This is a genomic window from Nocardioides secundeburneus (assembly GCF_039939255.1).
Classification (GTDB): Bacteria; Actinomycetota; Actinomycetes; order Propionibacteriales; family Nocardioidaceae; genus Nocardioides.
Genome location: NZ_JBDUUE010000001.1, coordinates 283,124 through 300,295 on the forward strand (window position 1 = coordinate 283,124; position 17,172 = coordinate 300,295).

Annotated in this window: 13 protein-coding genes; 3 read left to right on the top strand and 10 right to left on the bottom strand. The window is 73.9% G+C overall.

Features of this window, described 5'->3' with window-relative positions; translation table 11 throughout:
• Position 1: 1 nt before the first annotated feature.
• Positions 2-3,328 (bottom strand): exodeoxyribonuclease V subunit gamma, encoded by a 3,327-nt coding sequence (gene recC / locus ABFT23_RS01315; RefSeq protein ID WP_347891995.1) that lies wholly within the window; start codon positions 3,326-3,328, stop codon positions 2-4.
• Positions 3,329-3,456: 128 nt separating this feature from the next.
• Between recC and ABFT23_RS01320 the strand changes: the two genes are divergently transcribed.
• On the top strand, positions 3,457-4,572 hold the full coding sequence (locus ABFT23_RS01320) for a DNA glycosylase AlkZ-like family protein (protein ID WP_347891996.1): 1,116 nt from the start codon (positions 3,457-3,459) through the stop codon (positions 4,570-4,572).
• A 78-nt stretch (positions 4,573-4,650) separates the two neighbouring features.
• Here the strand turns inward: ABFT23_RS01320 and ABFT23_RS01325 are convergent, their stop codons facing one another.
• From ABFT23_RS01325 to ABFT23_RS01345, 5 genes are all read right to left on the bottom strand, one after another.
• Positions 4,651-5,136 carry a PGPGW domain-containing protein gene (locus tag ABFT23_RS01325; RefSeq protein WP_347891998.1) on the bottom strand — a complete coding sequence of 162 codons (486 nt, stop codon included), beginning with the start codon at positions 5,134-5,136 and terminating at the stop codon, positions 4,651-4,653.
• 55 nt (positions 5,137-5,191) lie between these two features.
• Positions 5,192-5,632: a PGPGW domain-containing protein gene (locus ABFT23_RS01330; RefSeq protein WP_347891999.1), complete on the bottom strand. Its 441-nt coding sequence runs from the start codon at positions 5,630-5,632 to the stop codon at positions 5,192-5,194.
• 93 nt (positions 5,633-5,725) lie between these two features.
• Positions 5,726-6,667, bottom strand: a complete 942-nt coding sequence (locus ABFT23_RS01335; RefSeq protein ID WP_347892000.1) for an SGNH hydrolase domain-containing protein — start codon at positions 6,665-6,667, stop codon at positions 5,726-5,728.
• 70 nt (positions 6,668-6,737) lie between these two features.
• A complete protein-coding gene (locus ABFT23_RS01340; protein ID WP_347892001.1) occupies positions 6,738-7,502 on the bottom strand; it encodes a lytic murein transglycosylase in 765 nt (254 codons plus the stop codon).
• 25 nt (positions 7,503-7,527) lie between these two features.
• Complete coding sequence (locus ABFT23_RS01345; RefSeq protein ID WP_347892003.1) at positions 7,528-9,792, bottom strand: acyltransferase family protein; 2,265 nt, start codon at positions 9,790-9,792, stop codon at positions 7,528-7,530.
• A 156-nt stretch (positions 9,793-9,948) separates the two neighbouring features.
• On the opposite strand from ABFT23_RS01345, the gene ABFT23_RS01350 reads away from it, so the two are divergent.
• Positions 9,949-11,511, top strand: coding sequence for an adenylate/guanylate cyclase domain-containing protein (locus ABFT23_RS01350; RefSeq protein ID WP_347892004.1), 1,563 nt, complete (start codon positions 9,949-9,951; stop codon positions 11,509-11,511).
• A 37-nt stretch (positions 11,512-11,548) separates the two neighbouring features.
• Here the strand turns inward: ABFT23_RS01350 and tpx are convergent, their stop codons facing one another.
• The 4 genes from tpx to ABFT23_RS01370 all read right to left on the bottom strand — a co-directional run bounded on the left by tpx (position 11,549) and on the right by ABFT23_RS01370 (position 15,963).
• Positions 11,549-12,040 (bottom strand): thiol peroxidase, encoded by a 492-nt coding sequence (tpx, locus tag ABFT23_RS01355; protein ID WP_347892006.1) that lies wholly within the window; start codon positions 12,038-12,040, stop codon positions 11,549-11,551.
• 42 nt (positions 12,041-12,082) lie between these two features.
• The gene (locus tag ABFT23_RS01360; protein WP_347892007.1) at positions 12,083-13,456 is read right to left on the bottom strand and encodes a lytic murein transglycosylase; all 1,374 of its coding nucleotides are present in this window, start codon (positions 13,454-13,456) and stop codon (positions 12,083-12,085) included.
• A 254-nt stretch (positions 13,457-13,710) separates the two neighbouring features.
• Entirely contained in the window at positions 13,711-14,592 is an 882-nt protein-coding gene (locus ABFT23_RS01365; protein ID WP_347892009.1) for a hypothetical protein, read from the bottom strand.
• A gap of 30 nt (positions 14,593-14,622) precedes the next feature.
• Entirely contained in the window at positions 14,623-15,963 is a 1,341-nt protein-coding gene (locus tag ABFT23_RS01370; protein ID WP_347892010.1) for a D-arabinono-1,4-lactone oxidase, read from the bottom strand.
• On the opposite strand from ABFT23_RS01370, the gene ABFT23_RS01375 reads away from it, so the two are divergent.
• Positions 15,962-17,164 (top strand): amino acid deaminase/aldolase, encoded by a 1,203-nt coding sequence (locus tag ABFT23_RS01375; RefSeq protein WP_347892012.1) that lies wholly within the window; start codon positions 15,962-15,964, stop codon positions 17,162-17,164. The genes ABFT23_RS01370 and ABFT23_RS01375 overlap by 2 nt on opposite strands.
• Positions 17,165-17,172 lie beyond the last annotated feature (8 nt).

Here is a 17,172-nt window from a genome sequence, read left to right on the forward strand (position 1 = left end):
GTCACAGGGGCCCGACCTTCTCGCCACCGGTCAGGAGCGGCTCCCACACCTGCCAGGCGACGTCGGCCAGGCCGGCGTCGAGCAGCACCGCGATCGGGGCGGCGTCGCCGTAGGCGCGGCGGTGGTAGGCGTCGGCGTCTTCGCCCTCGATGCCGAAGGCGTTGTAGGGGTCGGTCTCCCAGGCTCGGCGCGCGAGCGCGACGGCGGAGACGTCTTCGCCCAGCTGCTCGCGCACGTGGCCCTCGGCCCAGGCGGCGGCCGTGGCGACGGGCAGCGGCAGCGGCGCGCGCAGGCCCCGGTCGCGCAGCTCGACGAGCGTGCGCAGCCACTCGTCGGCCCGGTGGTCGAGGGGGCCGGCGAGCGCGCGCCGCGGCCCGGCCTTCTCGCGGCCGACCGCGTGCGCGGTGAACGACTCGTCGGTGCGCGCCACGCTCAGGGCGAGCAGGTCGATCCACGAGTGCAGGCGCTGACGGGCCTTGAGCCGTGAGTAGCCGACGCCGACGAGCTTCGAGCCGAAGACCCCGGGCACGGTGCCGGTGAGACGGCGTCCGCCGCCGAGGTCGAGGTCGACGTCGATCGTGCGCGGGCGGCCCGAGCGCAGGTCGGCCGTGGCGTCGAGCAGCTTCTGCGCCTCACCGGCGACGTCGCCGAGCGAGCCGAGGCCGAGGCCGCCGGGCGGGAGCGTGCCGGAGAGCTGCTCGGCGAGCAGGACGCCGTCGGCGTCGTGGCCGGCCAGCAGGCTCGAGAGGATGCGATCGCCGATGCCCCACTTCTCGAGCGCGTCGAGCTCGACCGGGATCGCGTCGCTGACCTCGTCGGGCGCGAGCGGGGTCGATACGTCGAGCCGCTGGCGCAGGAACGAGCGGACCGGGTGGGCGAAGAACGCCTTGAGGTCGGCGAGCGAGACGTCGGCGGCGGGGGCCGGCGGGAGCGGCGCGGTGACCAGGCGCGGTGGCACGACCCGCTCGACGACGGCCGCGCGGGCCCCGCCGAGCGCGGCCTCGTCGAAGCTGAACGGTCGCGGGTCGCTAGGCACGAGCGCACCCGGCGTGAGGTTGACGGGGTCGTGGGGCTGCAGCCGGTGCTGCACGAGCACGTGCTCGCGCACCGGCGCGGACGCCGTGCGGTCGGCGGCGTCGAGGATCTCGCCGAGCGGCACCGCCGGCGGCCGCGACGCCCCGGAGTGCTCGCTCGCGCCGGTGTAGGTGACGACGACGCGCTCGGTGGCAGCCAGGAGCGCGTCGAGCAGCAGCTGGCGGTCTTCGCTGCGGACGTCGCGCTCGCCGGTGAACGGCCGGCGCTTGAGCACGTCGTCGCCGTCGACCGTGGTGAGCCGGGGGAAGACGCCGTCGTCGAGGCCGACGAGGCACACGACCCGGTGCGGCACCGACCGCATCGGCGTCATGGTGCACACCGTGAGCGTGCCCACGCGGAAGTTGGCGCGCGTGGGCCGCCCACCCAGCCGGGAGTCGAGCATGGCGCGGACGTCGGCCAGCCGCAGCGGCACGCCGGGCGTGCCGTCGCCGGCGGCCCGGGCCAGCTCGCGCTCGAGCTGGGGCACCTGCCAGGCGTCGTCGGGCTCGACGTCGGTGAGGCCGCGCACTCCCTCGGTGAGCACCGTCATCCACTCGGCGACGTCGACCGCCGACTCGAGACCGGTCAGGCACCGGGCGAGCCGGTCGACGAGCTCGGCCAGGCGACCGGCGAGGTCGATGTCGGAGCTGCCGACGTCGTCGAGCGGCAGGCCGCGGCCGAGGTGACGGTGGTCGTCGCCGCTCATGGCGACACCCAGCAGCACGCGGTCGAGACCGGCCCGCCACGTGTTGTGCGCGAAGCGCTGCATGGAGAACCGCGCCCGGTGGTCGGCGTCGAGGCCCCAGCGGATGCCGGCCTGGCCCACCCAGCGCGTGATGCGGTCGAGGTCGTCGTCGCTGAAGCCGAACCGCAACCGCACCGAGGCCGTGGCGGCGAGGTCGAGCACGTCGGACGCCGTCACGCGGCCACCGGCGAGGCCGACGAGCGTGGTGGCGACGGCGAGCAGCGGGTTGGTGGAGGTGAGCGCGCGGTCGGCGAGGCGCACGCGCAGCCGGTGCGCCGGGTGCCCGGCCGCACCCTCGACGACGTCGGCCAGGCCGAACCCCGCCGAGATGAGCGGCGCGTAGGCCTCGATGTCGGGGCACATCACGAGGATGTCGCGGGGCTCGAGGGTGGGGTCGTCGTCGAGGAGGCCGACGAGCACCTCGCGGAGGACGTCGATCTGCCGGGCCGAGCCGTGGCAGGCGTGCACCTGCAGGCTGCGGTCGGCGGGGTCGAAGGACCGCGACGCGCGCTCGGAGGTCGAGGGCAGGTGATTGGCCCGCAGGTCGTGCTGCAGCCAGCCGAGCAGGGTGGTCGGCTCGGCCTGCGTGGCCGGCACCGCGACGTCGGTGAGTGCAACGTCGAGCGCGCGGCGCAGCTCACGGGTGTCGCGCCCCAGGGAGGCCAGGAGCGGGTGGTGGACCCGTTCGGCCGACGGGTCGGCGTCGCGGGGCACCGGGCCGCCGAGGTCGGCGAGGTCGCTCCACAGCGCGGTCGAGGCCTGCGGCAGCCACAGGTGGACGTCGCGGTGCCGCGCGAGCGCGTCGAGGAGCGCCACCTCGGTGACCGGCAGCCGGGTGTGACCGAACAGCGAGAGGCGTCCGGGCAGGTCGAGGGCGTCGCCGCCGGCCGCGAGGGACTCGAGCGCGCGTGCGTGGCGCTGGTCGGGCGCCTCGACCCCGACCCGGACGACGAGCCGCCGCCACAGCTCGGCCTGCCAGGCGAGGTCGGCCGGCAGCGCCGCGCCGGCACCGTCGGTGTCGCGGCCCTCGCGCCAGTCGGTGACCAGCTGCGGGCGCTGGACGGCGTAGGAGGCGAACAGCCCGGCGAGCCGCCGGGCGACGGAGTAGCGGCGGTCGCGCCGCAGGTCGCCGTCGGGACCGGTCTGGCCGTGACCGAGGTGCCGCGCGAGGTCGGCGCACCACGGCTCGCCGAGCGAGGCGTCGATGGTCTCGAGGAGCGGCCACACCAGCCGGTCGGGCGCCCAGACGTCGTCGCGCTCGCGGTCGACCAGCATCGAGACCAGCGAGCCCGGCCGCAGGAACGAGACGCCCGCGCACACCCCGTCTCCCCCGCGCGCGCCGACGCCGAGTCGGTGCGACAGTCGCTGGGCGAGCCACCGCTCGACCCCCTTCTCGGGCACCACCACGACCTCCTGCGCGAAGGGGTCGGCCAGCGGCGTCGACAGCAGCTCGCCGAGGGCGTCGGCGAGCTGATCGGTGCGCGGGGCGCGGTGGAGGTGGAGGGTCATGGTGCGTCCGACCCTAGAGGCCACCACCGACGGTGAAGGTCGCGGCGTTGTCGACCTCCTCCGGGTCGGACGTGCCGGATCGGTGCCAGGATCGGAGTCATGGAGACCGACGCCGGAGGAGCGGTCCGATGACGCCGCACCGACTCACCCGCGACGACGCCGCGCGCGTCGCCGTCCGCGCCCAGCTGCTCACGGCCGACCGGCCCACCGACGTGCTCGACGTCGTCCGCCACCTCACGTTCGTGCAGCTCGACCCCACCCGGCACGTCGCGCCCAGCGCCGACCTCGTGCTCTGGAGCCGCATCGGATCGTCGTACGACCCCGCCGAGCTGCGCGACCTGCTCGACAGCCTCGCCCTCGTCGACCACCACATGCTCGCCCGACCGGCCGACGACCTGGCGCTCTACCGCGCCGACATGGCCGAGTGGCCCGGGCCGAAGCCGCTCAAGCCCTGGCAGGTCGAGCTGCGCGCGTGGGTCGAGGCCAACGACGCCTGCCGCCGCGAGGTGCTGGAGGTGCTGCGTGGCGACGGTCCCCTGCCGCTCTCGGAGCTGCCGGACACCTGCGAGGTGCCGTGGCGCTCGAGCGGCTGGAACCACAGCAAGAACCGCAAGATGCTGCTCGCGAACATGGTCGAGCGCGGCGAGGTCGCGCGGGCCGGGCGCGGCGGGACCGGCGGTCGCGAGGTGCTCTTCGACCTCGCCGAGCGGATCTACCCCGACGACCCGGTGCCGTCGTCCGACGACGCCCGGCGCGAGCGCGACCGCCGTCGGCTCCGCTCGCTCGGCATCGCGCGGGCGAAGGCGGCCCAGCAGCCGATCGAGCCGCTCCACGTGGGCGAGGCCGGTAAGCCCGCCGTCGTCGAGGGCGTGAAGGGCACCTGGCGCGTCGACCCCGTGTGGCTGGACGCCGACAGCGCCGGCGGCCCGCGCACGGCGATCCTCTCGCCGCTGGACCGGCTGGTCTCCGACCGCAGGCGCATGGACGAGCTGTTCGGCTTCGAGTACCACCTCGAGATGTACAAGCCGGTCGAGCAGCGCCGGTGGGGCTACTGGGCGATGCCGCTCCTGCACGGCCACCGGCTCGTCGGCAAGCTCGACGCCGTCGCCGACCACGACGGCGGCGAGCTGCGCGTCGACGCGATCCACCGCGACGGCGACTGGACCACGACATGCGAGGACGGCGTCCGCGCCGAGGTCGACGCGCTCGCCGGCTGGCTCGGACTCACGCCGGTGCTGCCGTGAGCGGTGCGCGAGCCACCGCACCGTCGTCCGGATGGACCCGAAACGGTGGCTCACCTACCGCCCGAGCGGCCCGACCGCTCAGAGCGCCTTGTACTCCGCGTCGGCCTCTTCGATCTCGCCCTCGAGCTCGGCGACGGCCTCGGGCTTGCCGTGGAAGCGTCGGTAGGAGTAGATCAGCAACGCGACGGCGATGACGGCCGAGACGAGCAGGGTGATGCCGGTGCCGGCCCCACCGGCGAGCCACAGCCAGTCGGGCAGCGGCCACCAGCCGGGCTGGTCGGGCTTGACGATCCACAGCACGCCGCAGGCCACGAGGAACAGCACCCCGACGATCGAGACGGCGATGCGCAACGGCGTCTCGACGCTCTCGGCCGCGCCCTTGAGGGCGCGGTACTTGATCGGGTTGAGGCGCCGCTCGGCCCACTCGTACTGCTGGGACAAGATGGCGAGCGCCCCGAACACCATCAGCAGGCCGGGCCCCGGGAGCACGAGGGCGGCGATGCCGGCCACGAGCAGGGTCCAGCCCACGACCTCGAGCGCCACCCGGCGCGCTGCCGACTTCATCTGCTCACCCGCATGGCAGACATGATCGCAGGGCGCGCAAGGGCCCGGGTCCTGGTCACGGAGCCAGCAGCCCCGACGACGTCAGTCGGCACCAGTAGGCGTAGACGACGAGCCCGAGGGTGGCGGCGCCGGACAGCACCTGGCTGACCCCGGCCCAGAGCCCGCCGGGCAGCCAGGTCCAGTGCGGGAGCGACCACCAGTCCGGCTGGACGGGGTCCCACACCCATAGCAGCCCGGACGCCGCCAGCAGCGCGCAGACGATGATCGACGTCCAGGCCCGCAGGTGCGAGTCGACGCCGCGCTTGGCGGTCTCGACGGCCTTGTCCCGCAACCAGTCGAGGCGTCGCTCGGCCCAGTCGTACCGGTCGGCCAGGACCACCATGCCGGCGAGCATCACCAGCAGTCCGGGCCCGGGCAGGGGCCACAGGACGACGCCCACGGCGAGCACGAGCCACCCCACGGCGGCCTGCGACCAGCCGCGCAGCCTCCCCGCCACCTCGCGATCGTGCCGGCGGTCTGCGACGTCGCGGTGAACGCCGGCGGTCGACCTGGTGGCGCTCGGGCACCGGGCCTCCCCCCGGGTCGGCGATCAGCGGGTGAGGCCCCGGGGGATCGCGCGACGCGGCGCCAGGGCGTCGACCGTCGCGGCGAAGTGGGGCGCCATCAGGCGCGAGCGCGTGCGGCTGAGGTGGAAGTCGTCGAACCAGGTGCGGACGCCGTCGACCTTGCCCAGGCAGACCTTGGCCGTGCAGATGTCGGGGTTGACGTTGATCGGCTCACGGCCCTGCAGGAGAGGCTTGAAGGTGGTGCGGACCCAGGTGCGGGTGCGGGACTGGGCGGGGATGGCGCGGTACTTCGGCAGCTGGCACGCGTAGGGCTGGTTGCCCTGCGCGCACGTGCCGCGGCGCCGCGGCACGGTGGCGACCTGACCGATGACGTCGACGTCGGCGCCGATGCTCCTGAGCGTGCGCACCAGCCTCGGGGTGCCCTTGCGCATCGCGTGGCCCATCTGGCCGACGTACGACGTCCGGTCGCCGGCGCGCACCGCGCGCCGGTAGCGCTGCCAGCTGCCGGAGAGCACGACCCGGAAGTCCTGACCGGTCTTGGCGAGCTGCTTGACCGTGGCGACCGCGAGCGCGTTGTTCTTGAAGCACGTCGGCACCTTGTCGTTCGCGCGCGCATGGTTGTCCATCGGCGGGCACGACCCCATCACGAGCGCGACCAGGTTCACGTTGCGGCCCTGCACGGCCCTCTTGAGCGCCGGGATGAACATCCAGGCGTGCGAGTCACCCCACAGCACGATCGTCGGCCTAGCGCTCGAGTAGTCGTTGATCGGGCAGATCACCGGCTTCGACGGGATCTTCTCCTGCGGCGTCGCGCACTGGCGCGGCAGCCGGGGGAAGTCGTCCTTCGGCCCGGCGGCCTGCGACGGGGCCGCGGTGACGCCGACCAGCAGCGACGCGAGGAGGGCGGAGACCAGCGCCGAGACGAGGGCCGGGACGAGGACGTGGGGGGAGAGGCGCGTCTTCATGGTGCGCCCATGATCACACCGGACGCCGAGATGTGCAGCAGGTCGTTCGATTCGATCCGGCGCGGCGCGCTCAGGCCGTGCGGTCGGCGTAGGCCGTCGCGGCCGCGTGGACGTCGTCGACGTAGACCCGGGCCGGGTTGTAGGACAGGACGGCGGACGTCCAGCCCTCGCCGGTGGTCAGGTCGCGCCCGCCGGCACACAGGTAGCCGGCGGCGGCGAGCGCGGCGTCGTCGAGGTCGTGGGGGTCGCGGACGCCGTCGCCGTCGCCGTCGGCGGCCCAGGTCTCCCACGTGGCGGGCAGGAACTGCATCGGGCCCACGGCGTGCTCCCACTGCTCGTCGCCGTGGTAGGCGGTCGACTCCGGGGTGGCGCGGATCGCCGCGACCGGTCCCTCGCCGTCGAGCGCGACGCCGATGATCGGACGTGAGGGCCGGCCGTCGGCGCCGAGGGTGCGGTCGCCGAGGGTGCCGTGGTGCGACTCGACCCAGCCGATGCCGGCGAGCGTCGTCCACCCGATGCCGCAGTCGGCGGGGGCCGACAGCTCGGCGCGGGCGTAGGCGCCGAGCGCCGTCTCGCTCAGGCCGGCCGCGTCGGCGGTGCGGCTGAGCCAGCCGGGGTCGACGACGGGCACGCCGGGAGCAGCAGCGGCGGCCGCGGCCGCCGGGGCGGGGGGTCGGGCCACGGGAGCCGCGGCGTAGGGCACGCCGCCGGTCGGCGTCAGGTCGCGAGGCGTTGGTCGCACGTAGAGGGACTGCTGGACGACGTAGGCCACGCCGGCGATCGCGACGAGGCCGACGACGACCTGCGCGGCGGCGCGCAGGGGCCGGCTCGTCACCGGCACCCCGCGGAGCGAGGGAGGGTCACGAGGCCGGCTGTCCGGTTTCCTTCTCGGTCCAGGCGTCGACGACGTCGCGGATGCTGGGCAGGAAGTACTTCTTCAGCGTCAGCGACTTGGCGGCGCTGAGGTGGTTGTCGTCGAAGTAGTAGGTGAGGCCGTCGGACTCGGCGAAGCAGGTCTCGGCGTCGCAGAGGGAGTCGGCGACGTCGATGTAGATCGGCGGCGTCGGGTTGGGGTTGCGACCGCCGCCGGCACCGATGACCTCACCGGTCTCGGGGTCGGTAGAGCCGGCGAGCCCGGACATCAGGTCGAACAGCCAGGCCTTGTTGTCGGCCTCGTCCTTGATGGCGTCGGCCCGATCGATGTCGCACGGGAACGGGCGGGTCTTGGCCTCGCACAGCGGGGCGTTGCGCGGGATGATCGGGGTCGGTCCGACGACGTCGACGTCGGCCTTGATCTCGGCGAGACGGTCGAAGAGCGCCGGCGTGCCCGTCTGCACGTAGCCGGCCATCTTCTCGACGTACTCCTCGTTGGCGTTGGCCGGGTCGCGCTCCTGGGCGAGTCCGACGGTGGGCGTGCCGCGGTAGGTCTCGTAGCTGAAGCTGGCGATGATCTTGAGCGGCGCCTTGCCGACGACGAAGCGCTCGGCGAAGTTGAGCGCGGCCTGGTTGGACTTCACGCAGGCGCCGGTCATCTCGGCCGTCGGCAGGAACATCGGGCAGGCGCCCATCACGAACGCCACGAGGTTGACGTCCTTGTTCTTCACCGCCGCCTCGAGCGCGGGGATGTACATCCAGGCGTGCGAGTCGCCCCAGAGCATGACCGTCGGACGCCCGAACTCGAACGGCACCAGGTCGCACTGGCCGGGCTTGTCGGGGATGTAGCTCTGCTCGCCGAGGCACTCCGACGGCAGCTGCGGGACGTCGGCGAGCTGCTCGGTGACCGACTCCCAGTGCGGCGAGGTGGCCTCGTCGTTGGCCATCGCGAGGGCGCCGCCGCTGAGACCGGCGACGCAGCTCATCGCCAGGACGCCGCTGACGATGACCCGGCGCGAGCCCCAGGTGCGGCTCTTGGTGGCCGTGCCGGAGCGCTTGTAGAACAGGCCCTCGATGAAGCGGTAGCTGAGGTAGGCGGTGAGCAGTGCGCCCAGGATGAGCAGGATGCGGCCGTAGAGCGGCGGCGGCGCGAGGTTGAACGACTCACCGAACACGAGGAACGGCCAGTGCCACAGGTACCAGCCGTAGGAGACCAGGCCGAGCCCGACGAGGAACCGGATGGAGAGGAACCGGGTGGCGACGGTGGGGGCGCCGACCCCGGCCCAGGTGAGCAGGACGGCGGCTGCGCACGGCAGCAGCGCCCAGTAGCTGGGGTAGCCCTCGGTGGGCATCGGCTTCCAGAGCAGGAACGCGATGATGGCCAGGCCGGCCAGGCCCATGACCTCGCGGAGGTCCTCGGCGGTGCGCACCTTGCGCACCACGAGCGCCAGGGCCACGCCGATGAGGAACTCGAAGGCCCTCGTGATCGGCAGGTAGTAGGCGGCGTCGGGGTTGGTCGTCGCCCACGCGATCGCCAGCCAGCACGAGGCGACCGCGAGCGCGACCGTGACGACGAAGATGCTCCCCACGAGCGGCAGGCGGACGAGCTTGGCGATGAGCCAGGCGAGCAGGATCAGCAACGGCAGGGCGAGGTAGAACTGCTCCTCGACCGAGAGCGACCAGGTGTGCAGCAGGACGCCGGTGCCGGGCTGGTGGGTGAAGTAGTCGACGTCGCCGTTGTTGGTGGCGTTGAGGAAGAAGAAGTTCGACACGAACCCGGCGGCGGCTGCCGCCGATCGGGCGGTCTCCTGCTGGGGGCCGGCCCCGGAGCCGTCGGTGCCGGTGGGGTTGAGCACGAAGAAGCCGATGATCAGGACGCCGATGATCATCGTCGCCTTGGCCGGGATCAGTCGACGGGCGCGGCGGGCGTAGAAGGCTCCCCACTTGATCGAGCCGGTCTTGGTGTACTCGTGCATCAGCAGGCCCGTGATGACGTAGCCGGAGACGACGAAGAACAGGTCGAGGCCGATGTAGCCGCCCTCGAAGCCGGGCACCTTGGCGTGGAAGCCCATCACCATGATCGCGGCCATGCCGCGGATGCCGTCGATGTCGGGGCGGTACTCGGCGCGAGACTGGTTGCTCTTGGCGGAGGTGGCGGTCTTCTTGAGCGTGCGCCGCGAGACCTTGCGAGGCTGCGGCTCGGGCTCGGGGACGTCACCGGGGCGCGTCGGGGCGAGGGTCGAGCCACTCAACTGAAGCACCCTCCGATCGCGTCGGTGCTCCGGTCCCCCCCCCCCAAGGCGGAGCACACCTCTGAGGGCACCCAGTATGGGGTGTCCTCTTCCGCCGATGTGAACCAACGCCCAGATTGCCCGCGTGGCGATCACCGCGCCCCCTACGGTGAACCTGTGAGCACCGCCGGGAGCAGCCCCTTCGGCTCACGGCTGCTCGGGCGCGCCGACCAGTCCGCCCGCTCGCTGCGGGTACGGGTCCAGCTGCTGCTGACCGCGCTGCTGGTCTCGACGAACCTCATCGGCGCCGGCGTGGTCGTGGTCGTCTCCACGGTGGTCATCCCGGCGCCCGAGGCGTCGTCCGGCACCCTGCTGTCGCTGGCCATCGCGATCCCGGTCTACGTCGCGCTGGCCGTCGTGGTGGGTGCGGTGGTGGGCACGACGGCGACGCTGCGCGCGACCCGGTGGGCGATCCGGGGCGACGAGCCCGACGACCGTGACCGTGAGCGGGCGCTGCGGGTGCCGCTCCGGCTCACCCAGCTGCAGGGTGTGCTCTGGGGCGGCGGCGTCGCCCTGTTCGCGGGCCTCGCCCTGGTGCTGCAGCCCGAGCGAGCGCTGACGACGTTCGTCACCGTCGCGATCGCCGGCGCCGTGGTGTGCGCGGTGGCCTACCTGCTCACCCAGTTCGCCGTCCGCCCGCTCTCGGCGCGTGCCCTGGCCGGATCGGCCCTGACGGACCGGCCGCGGGGCGTCGGCGTGGGCGACCGGATGGTGATCTTCTGGTGCGTCGGCACCGGCGTCCCGATGCTCGGGCTGATGCTGGCCGCGATCCTGGCGATCGCCGACCCGGGCGACACCTCCCTCACCCGCCTCGCGGTCACCTCGCTGGTGATCGGCGGGGCGGTGCTGGTCTTCGGCCTCTTCGTGACCGTGCTGGCCGCGCGGTCGGTGGTCGCCCCGGTGCTCTCGGTGCGCGACGCGCTGCTCGAGGTCGAGCGCGGCGACCTCGAGCGCGAGGTGCCGATCTACGACGGCACCGAGCTCGGCCTGCTGCAGTCGGGGTTCAACCAGATGGTGAGCGGCCTGCGCGAGCGCGAGCACCTGCGCGACCTGTTCGGCCGGCACGTCGGCCAGGAGGTCGCCGCGGCGGCCACGGCGGGCGGCGTCGAGCTGGGCGGCGAGACCCGGGTCGCCTCGGTGCTGTTCGTCGACCTGGTCGGCTCGACGTCCTATGCGACCCGGCACTCCCCGGCCGAGGTGGTCGAGATGCTCAACCGGTTCTTCGGCGTGGTCGTCGACGAGGTCGACCGGCACCACGGACTGGTCAACAAGTTCATCGGCGACGCCGTGCTCGCCGTCTTCGGCGCCCCCGTGCCCGACGACGACCACGCGGCCCACGCCCTCGCCGCGGCGCGGGCGATGGCCCGTCGGCTCGAGGCCGAGGTCGACGAGGTCGGTGCGGGCATCGGCGTGGCCACCGGCGAGGTCGTGGCCGGCAACGTCGGCCACCGCAGCCGGTTCGAGTACACCGTGATCGGCGACGCCGTGAACTCGGCGGCGCGCCTGACCGACCTCGCCAAGGAGATGCCCGGGTGCGTGCTCGTGGCCCGCGCGAGCGTCGACGCCGCCGGACCCGACGAGGCGACGGCCTGGACGGCGTCCGACGCCGTCACCCTGCGCGGCCGGTCGGAGCCGACGCAGGTGTGCGTGCCGGCTCCGACCGACGCCGGGCTCGGCTAGGCCGGGCCGAACGACACGAGCGGTCTCGGACGAGCGATCAGGACAGGCTGGCGACCGCGGCGTCGTAGTCGGGCTCGGTGCCGATCTCGGGGACGAGCTGGCTGTGCAGGACGGTGCCGTCGGACCCGACGACCACGACGGCGCGGGCGAGCAGGCCCTCGAACTTGCCGTCGATGAGCGCGACGCCGTAGTCGGTGCCGAAGCTCGACTTGAAGGCCGACGCGGCGGTGACCTTGTCGATGCCCTCGGCGCCGCAGAAGCGGGCCTGGGCGAACGGGAGGTCGGCCGAGACGCAGACGACCTGGGTGTCGTCGAGGCTCGCGGCGAGCTCGTTGAACTTCTTCACGCTCGCCGCGCACACGCCGGTGTCGACGCTGGGGAAGATGTTGAGCACCGTGCGCGTGCCGGGGGCGAGGGTGACCTCGCTGAAGTCGGAGCCGGTCAGGGTGAACGCCGGCGCGGTCGCGCCGACCGCGGGGAGCTCACCGACGGTGTGGACGGGGGTGCCGCCGAGGGCAGTAGTGGCCATGCCGCTTTTCTAGCAGGCCCGGCGACGGCCGGGTCGCGCGGCTCAGGGCTGGGTGGCGAGAGCCTCGTCGCGCGCCGGCGTGGAGACCGCCGCCGACTCGTCGCCGACCGGGACGGGCTGGCCGGTCTCGGTGGCCACGCAGACGTCGAACGCGTCGTCGGTCAGGGCGGGGTCGTCGACCAGGCCCTGCGCCGCGCAGAGCTCGGCGGCCTGCTCGGGCGTCGGCGTCGGCTCGACCGGGGGCACCGGCTCGGGCTCCGGCGTCGGCTCCGGCTCGGGCGTCGGCTCGGGCTCGGGGGTCGGCTCGGGCTCGGGGGTCGGCTCCGGCTCGGGGGTCGGCGTCGGCGTGGGCTCGACCGGCTCGGCCGGGGCGGGCGCGGTGGGCGGCTTCACGGGCTGCGAGGACGCCGGTGCCGGCGTGCTGGGTGGGGTGCTCGGCGCCGGCGTGCCGCCGGGGGTGGCGACGCCGTCGACGCCCTTGACCGGGGCGGCCGCCTCGGTCGCGACGTCGGCGGCCTGGGCCGAGGCCTTGGCCGTGTCGTCGCCGTCGAGCACCGACGGGTCGGCGGGGCCGACCGGCGACTCGCTGACGCGGGCCGAGACCAGCGGCGACGGCCCGGCGGTGTAGACGCCCTGGAAGTAGCTGCTCGTGATCGAGAGCACCTGGTCGACGTAGGCGTTGCTGTGGTTGTAGCGGAACACCGCGGCGCGCTGGCCGGCGTCGGTGGACAGGTCGTCGTCGCCCGAGCAGAGGTAGACCGCGGCGGCGAGGGCGGCGTCGTCGATGTCGTGGGGGTTGCGCTCGCCGTCGTTGTCGGAGTCGACGCCGACGACGGCCCAGGTGGAGGGGATGAACTGCATGGGGCCGACGGCGCGGTCGAAGACCTGGTCGCCGTCGTACTGCCCGGCGTCGGTGTCGCGGATGATCGCGGTGCCGTTGCGGCCGTTGAGCTCGGGGCCGATGATCAGCGGGGTCGCGACGCCGTCGGCGTCGAGCGTGGCCCCGCCGAACCGGCCGTGGTCGGACTCGACCTTGCCGATGGCCGCGAGCAGCTGCCAGTTGAGGCGGCAGCGCGGGTCGGCGGCGTTGATCACGGTCTCGGCGCGCTGGTAGGCCGCGAGCGCCGGCGAGGGGATGTCGCCCGAGGACGGCGCGGACGCGACCTGGCGGAACCCGGCGTCGGTGGCGGTGACCTCGTCGGGCTGGGAGAGGCTGGCCGGGTAGTCGATGGCCGCCTGCGGCAGGCGGGTGCCGTCGGGCAGCGTGCGGGGCTGGCGCTCGGTCGTCGGGGCGACCGCGGTGCCGCCGGCCAGGACCGGGCCGGTACCGGCGAGGTGGGTGGTCCAGGCCACGGAGACCAGGGCGAGCGGCACTACCGTCGCGACCCGCTTGACGCGTGCCGTGCTGCGTGTCATCTCGAAGTGCTCCCGCTCAAGTAGTGATGGATTTCATGATGCCCCTGGCGGCCGCTTGATACAGCCGTTCGGGGCACTAGGACGTTCCGTGCCCCGTGAAGGGTTCCATTACACCACTCGACTCGGAACGATCGCGCCAAAGTCCAGCGACGCGGTGAACATTCAGCGAGTGTTCGCCTGATCGTGGGCGTCCTGGTGCGGCTGGGTCGCGCCGGTGTCGGGGCAACTGGTCAGGTCGGACCGGTCGGGAGCTTTTACAAGGAGGACCGGAACGGCACGGTGCCGCGGGTCAGCTGGAGGCCCTTGATCCCGGAGTACCTCTGGGCGAAGGCGAGCTCGCGGGAGAGGTCGCCGATGTTGTTGGAGGCGACGGCCGGGGCGAGGGCGATCGTCGACAGGGTGCCGATCGCGCGGCCGCCGTGGGTCATGAACCCCGAGCCGGAGTCGCCCGGGACGCCGGGGGTGACGGTGTACAGCGGGTGCGACCAGCCGCGGTCGGCCGCGCTGTCGCCCAGGCCGACGCCGTACTTCGGCGACAGCAGCGAGACGCCGGCGCGCAGGCTCGAGCTGCCGTAGCTGTAGACGCGCTCGCCGAGCCCCAGGCCGGTCGTGTCGAGGCCGGTCGGCCCGCCCCAGAACGGCACCGACGGGTTCACCTTCTTCACGTCACCGGGGTTGACCTTCACCAGCGCGAAGTCGTTGTAGGCACACACGACGCCGTCGCGCACGCCGCGCTTCGTCATGGTGAGCCACGACGAGTAGGCGAGGGTGCCGCCACCGAGCCGGGTGCCGTCGGAGACGAGGCTGCCGCCGCGCACGAAGGCGACCTTGGTGCCGATGGGCTGCGACGCCGTCGAGCAGCCGTCGGTGTCAGTGGCCTCGCCCTTGCCTGCGCAGTGCGCCGCGTAGCCGACGTAGACGCCACCGCGGGCGTCGGTGAACACGAAGTTGGCGGTGCACTGGGCGCCGGCGGTGTACATCTGCACGCCGGGCGTGATCGTGGCCCGGGCGGCCGCCGTCCAGGTGGTCTTGCGCTTCGGCGTGGGCTTCGCGGCCTCGCCGTACCCCGGCGCGAGCACCGTGGCCAGCGTCAGGGCGAGCACGAGCGCGGTCAGGACGGCGAGCAGGCGGCGCATGCCAGGTGCAACGAGCGACCCCGGGCCGGGTCACGGGCCGAGCACGTGGTCGAGGTGGTCGTTGGCGAGCACCCGGCCGGGATCGAGCCGGTCGCGCAGGGCCGTGAACTCCGCGAACCGCGGGTATCGCCCACGGAGGGCGTCGGCGTCGAGGCCGTGCAGCTTGCCCCAGTGGGGCCGGCCGCCGACGTCGCCGGCGATGGCCTCGAGCGCGCCGAAGTACGCGTCGCGGTCGCGACTGCCCGGCGCGGTGTGGACGGCGACGTAGAGCGTGTCGCGGCCCGACGCCGTCGAGAGGGCGATGTCGTCGGCCGCGGCGACCCGCACCTCGACCGGCACGGCGATGCGCCAGTCGCTGCGCTCGACGACGCGCACCAACTCGCGCAGCACGTCGAGGCCGTGCTCACGTGGCACGGCGTACTCCATCTCCTCGAAGCGCACCCGGCGCGGCGAGGCGAAGACCCGGTGCGAGACGTCGCTGAACTCGCGGTCGCCGAGCGCGGACGCCGACACGCGGGCCAGCGGACGCACCAGGGCGGGCGCGCGGCGTCCGGCGGCGAGGAGGCCGCCGAACACGGTGTTGGACAGGAACTCGTCGTCCCACCAGGCCCGGCGCCGGCTGAGCGGCCGCAACGCGTCGGGGTCGGGGGCGATGCGGGTGTTGTGCTTGGTGAGCACCCGGCGCGTGTGGGGGAACCAGTAGAGCTCGACGTGGTCGGTGCTCGCACAGTCGTCGTCGAAGCGCTCGAGGAACGCCTCGAGGGTGTCGCCGCGCTCGACGGCGTGCAGGCCGAAGGCGGGCACTGTCTGCAGCGTCACCTCGATGACGACGCCGAGCGCGCCCAGCCCGACGCGGGCGGCGGCGAAGACCTCGGGGTGCTCGGTCTCGCTGCAGGTGAGCTCGGTGCCGTCGGGCAGGGCGAGGCGCAGCGCGCGCACCTGGGTGGCGATGCCCCCGTACGTCGCCCCGGTGCCGTGGGTGCCGGTCGAGATCGCCCCGGCGACGGTCTGCGCGTCGATGTCGCCGAGATTGGCCAGGGCGAGGCCGAGCGCGTCGAGGGCGCGGTTGAGCTGGTGCAGCCGGATGCCGGCCTCGACCGTGACGAGGCCGGTGGCGGTGTCGGCGTGCCGCACGCGGTCGAGTCGGTCGAGGCGCAGCTGGACGTCGCGCGGCGCCCCGATCGCGGTGAACGAGTGGCTGCTGCCGATCGGTCGCACGTGGCGGCCGTCGGCGGCCGCGCGGGCCAGCAGCGGCGCGATCTCGGACGTCGTCCGCGGCGTCACGACGTCGACGTCGTCGACGACCTGGTTGCCTGCCCAGTTCCTCCAGGTGTTGCGGGCCTGGGCGGCGCTGGCTTGACTCGCAGTCATGGTCAGCCAGCATGCCCGCCTCGAGCGCGCGACGCAGCACCTCGACGCTCCGGTGGCGGTGGTCGACCTCGGCGCCTTCGACGCCAACGCCGCCGACCTCGTGCGGCGCGCGGCCGGCACGCCGATCCGGGTGGCCAGCAAGTCGGTGCGCTGCCGGGCGCTGCTCGACCGCGTGCTCGACGTGGAGGGGTTCGCCGGCGTGCTGGCGTTCACGCTGGCCGAGGCGCTGTGGCTGGCCGAGGAGCACGAGGACGTCGTCGTGGGCTACCCGACGGCCGAGCGGGCGGCGCTGCGCGAGCTGGCCGCCGACCCGGTGCTGCTCGAGCGGGTGACGCTCATGGTCGACTCGGTCGAGTCGCTCGACCTCGTGCGCGCGAGCGTGCCGGAGGTCGAGGTGCCGGTCCGGGTCTGCCTCGACCTCGACGCCTCGCTGCGCCTGCTCGACGGCCGCGTGCACCTCGGCCCGCGCCGCTCGCCCGTGCACGACGTCGCGGACGCCGTCGCGCTGGCGCGGGTGATCGCCACCGACCCGGTGTTCACCCTCGTCGGCGTCATGGCCTACGAGGGTCAGGTCGCGGGGCTGCAGGACCGGCCGCGCGGCTCGCTGGCCGCCCGGGCGCGGGGGGCCGCCGTCCGGCGCCTCAAGCGGGCCTCGGTCGCCGAGCTCACCGAGCGGCGCGGCGCCGTCGTCGCGGCGGTGCGGCAGGAGGCGCCGCTGGAGTTCGTCAACGGCGGCGGCACCGGATCGATCGAGACGACGGTCGCCGACGCCTCGGTCACCGAGGTCGCGGCCGGCTCGGGGCTGCTCGCGCCGGCGCTCTTCGACGGCTACGACTCCTTCACCCCCACGCCGGCCGCGCTGTTCGCGCTCGCGGTCACACGTCGTCCGGGGCCCGGCCTGGTCACCGTGGCCGGGGGCGGGTGGGTGGCCTCGGGCGCGGCCGGACCCGACCGGCTGCCCCTGCCGACCTACCCCAGGGGCCTCGACCTGCTCGGCACCGAGGGCGCCGGCGAGGTGCAGACGCCGCTGCGGGGCACCGCTGCCGACGGCCTCGCCGTCGGCGACAAGGTGTGGTTCCGCCACGCCAAGGCCGGCGAGCTCGGCGAGCGGGTCGACGCCCTGCACCTCGTCGGGGGCGCGGACGGCGAGGTGGTCGACGTCGTCGCGACCTATCGGGGGGAAGGCATGACGTTCCTATGACGTCATCC